3 protein-coding genes are annotated in these 3,393 nt (G+C 49.4%); all 3 read left to right on the forward strand.

Annotated features, from left to right (window positions below):
* Positions 1-137 precede the first annotated feature (137 nt).
* From FCL47_RS23970 to FCL47_RS23980, 3 genes are read left to right on the forward strand one after another with little or no spacing between them, the layout of a single operon-like run.
* A complete protein-coding gene (locus FCL47_RS23970) occupies positions 138-1,373 on the forward strand; it encodes a site-specific integrase (protein ID WP_136816259.1) in 1,236 nt (411 codons plus the stop codon).
* The gene (locus FCL47_RS23975) at positions 1,370-2,302 is read left to right on the forward strand and encodes a tyrosine-type recombinase/integrase (RefSeq protein ID WP_136816260.1); all 933 of its coding nucleotides are present in this window, start codon (positions 1,370-1,372) and stop codon (positions 2,300-2,302) included. Before FCL47_RS23970 ends, FCL47_RS23975 begins: the two co-directional genes overlap by 4 nt.
* Positions 2,299-3,297, forward strand: coding sequence for a site-specific integrase (locus tag FCL47_RS23980; protein WP_136816261.1), 999 nt, complete (start codon positions 2,299-2,301; stop codon positions 3,295-3,297). Before FCL47_RS23975 ends, FCL47_RS23980 begins: the two co-directional genes overlap by 4 nt.
* Positions 3,298-3,393 lie beyond the last annotated feature (96 nt).

The following is a 3,393-nucleotide window of genomic DNA, read 5'->3' on the forward strand; positions in this document are numbered from 1 at the left end:
TCCGTCACTATGCCGAGTTCCTGACTATGCCGAGTCAATGATCCAACTATTTAATAAATAGGCGTTTAGCCTCTTGTAAACTCGGCATAGTTTTTTATGTCTTTTCCTATGATCCTCTATTCAAAGGAGAAGACATCATGACAAAATTGTATGCAAATTCTGACCTTTCTCAAGGCATGGACAATGGCCCATTGGGTTGCATTATACCCGCCTATGCGGCTTTATTGTCTGAACAAGGCTACACTGAACATTCCGCCTATCAACAGCTACGTTTTCTCAATGATATGAGCCAATGGCTGCACCAGCAGCGGATACAGGTCGTCGATCTCTCAGGGCAAACTATTCATCGGTATATACAATCTCGTCATCAGCGATTCGGTCCACGTCGTGATGAGGCCGCGATATTGCGCAGACTTGTGCAGTTGCTGCACGCCCACTGCCTCTTACCGGTAGAAGCTACACGGATCCCAGATAATCCGCGCCAACAAATCGAAAATGACTATGACTGTTACCTATCTGAAGAACGCGGGCTTTCCGTTTCGACTCGCGTCAATTACCGTCTTTTTATTCAAAGGTTTTTGTCATTTCAATATGGAGATAATTCTGCTTGCTTGGCCGATTTGAAGGCTGAAAACGTTATCCGATTCATACAAAATCAAGCTGGACGCCTATCTCCAAAAAGAGCAGCCCTGATGGTTACCGCACTGCGCTCTTTCTTTCGTTATTTGCACTACCGAGGAGATATTACAAAAGACTTGGCAGCCTGTGTTCCAACTATTCCCAACTGGCAGTTTTCGACACTTCCGAAGTTCCTTCAGCCTGGTCAGGTACAGCAAGTTTTAAGCCAGTGTGACCGTAGCACCGCTCAGGGACGTCGTGATTATGCAATTCTCCTGCTGCTCGCGCGGTTGGGCCTGAGGGCCTGTGAGATCGTCAGCATGACTTTGGATGATATCCATTGGCAGGTGGGCGAAATCAGTATTCAAGGAAAAGGAAACCGATCAGCGTTGCTCCCTCTGCCGCCAGATGTAGGACAGGCCGTTGCCGATTACCTTGAGAAAGACCGGCCTACTTGTTCCACCCGCAGTGTCTTCATTCGTATGAAGGCACCTCGCCGTGGTTTTGCAAATTCAGAAGCCATCTCAACCATTGTCGCCCGAACTCTCAAAAAAGCTGGGATTGATTCCCCGCATACCGGTGCCCACCTATTCCGTCACACTTTTGCCACTGAGATGTTGCGCGGAGGGGCTACGCTTGCCGAAATTGCCTTGTTACTGCGGCACAGCAGTATCAACACGACCACCCTTTATGCCAAAGTTGATCTTACGGCTCTGCAAACTCTTGCTCAACCCTGGCCGGGAGGTGCGAAATGATCTGCCTTCGAAAAGCTGTAGAAAACTATCTGACGATGCGTCGATCGCTTGGATTTAAGTTGCTGAAGATGGGACACAATCTTCAGCATTTCGTATCCTTCATGGAACAACGGGAGGCTTCAGTTATCACCATCGACTTGGCTCTACGCTGGGCACAGCAACCTCAAGGCGTTCAACCCGCCCTTTGGGCTGCCCGCCTTGGCTTTGTACGCTGTTTTGCCCGTTATTGGAGCGCTATCGATCCTCGAACTGAAATCCCCCCGGTTGGCCTTTTACCTTACCGCACAAAGAGAGCAATTCCCTACATCTACTCCGATGAGGAGATCAAACTACTTTTAAACGCGGCGAAGAATCTTCTTCCATTGACAAGCCTCCGGCCTTGGACCTATTACACCTTTTTTGGTTTGATGGCCGTTACCGGAATGCGGATCAGCGAGGCGATTCACCTTGACCGTAGCGACGTTGATCTCGAGCAGAAGGTTTTGACCGTTCGGTTGACGAAGTTCGGCAAGTCCCGTCTGATTCCTTTGCATCCGTCTACTGTGCAAAATCTTGAGCAGTATCTTCGGCGACTCGATCAACTTCAGCCCCGATCCTCCGTACCCAACTTCTTTTTGTCCAATCAGGGTATAGCGCTCACTGACTGTATGGTCAGATGGACTTTCATCAAGCTCTCCCGCCAAATCGGTCTTAGAAAAGCCGGGGATAGCTACGGACCACGCATTCATGATCTTCGCCATCGATTTGCGGTAACCACGCTTCTTAATTGGTACCGAACCGGTGTCGATGTCGAACAGCGCCTGCCGGTGCTCTCGACCTATCTGGGACATGCCCATGTGACCGATACATATTGGTATCTGTCCGCTATCCCAGAGCTCTTAGCGCTAACAAAAGACCGACTTGAACAAAGATGGGAGGTTTTATCATGACAACAATCATCCCGCTGTCCACCTTGCTTCAGTCCTTTTTTATCGACCGCTTGATGAAACAACGACAAGCCAGCCCTCATACCATCGCATCTTATCGTGATACGTTTCGGTTACTTCTCGAATTTGCCTACCAACGACTTAGAAAACCGCCTTCCAAACTTGCTTTTGACGATCTCACGGAGCCATTCGTTGGTGCTTTCCTGGATCATATCCAGAGCGACCGGCTCAACAGCACCCGCACTCGCAACCTTCGTTTGACGGCAATTCGTTCCTTTTTCCATTACGCAGCATTTCAAGAACCAAGCCGATCCGCTCACATTCAACGTGTGTTGGCTATTCCTACCAAACGGCAAGACCGCCCATTGATTGATTTTCTCACCCACCCGGAGATCGAGGCGCTATTAACAGCTCCTGATAAAACGACCTGGACGGGGCGACGAGATCAGGCACTTCTTGTGCTCGCCATCCAGACCGGTCTTCGTCTTTCCGAACTTATTGGTATCCGCCGACGCGACATCGTCTTGTCATCAGGTGCCCATGTTCGTTGTTATGGCAAAGGGCGTAAAGAGCGCTGTACTCCTCTTACCAAACAGACAGTGGCCATTATGAAAATCTGGCTCGAAGAGTTGGCGGGGGCAAACAATGATGTGGTTTTTCCGAATGCTCGCGGCACGCAACTCAGCTCAGATGGTGTTCAGTACCTTCTCGCCAAACATGTCACAACGGCTCGGGAAACATGCCCGTCGTTAAAGGATAAACGGGTGTCGCCGCACGTCCTTCGGCATACTGCAGCTATGGAACTCCTTCAGGCCGGGGTCGACCATTCCGTCATCGCCCTTTGGCTTGGTCACGAATCTCCTGAAACCACCATGATCTATTTGCACGCTGATCTGGCATACAAGGAAAAAATTATGGATAAAACTAAACCACTGAATGTCAAAGCCGGGCGCTACCGACCTGATGATAAACTGTTACAGTTCTTGAGCGGGCTTTGAATCACATCAGACTATGCCGAGTTGATTATTAACGAGTCCTTCATATTTCAAGGTGAAATTTGATTACTCGGCATAGTCAAAAACTCGGCATAGTGG

The organism is Desulfopila sp. IMCC35006 (assembly GCF_005116645.1).
GTDB lineage: Bacteria > Desulfobacterota > Desulfobulbia > Desulfobulbales > Desulfocapsaceae > Desulforhopalus_A.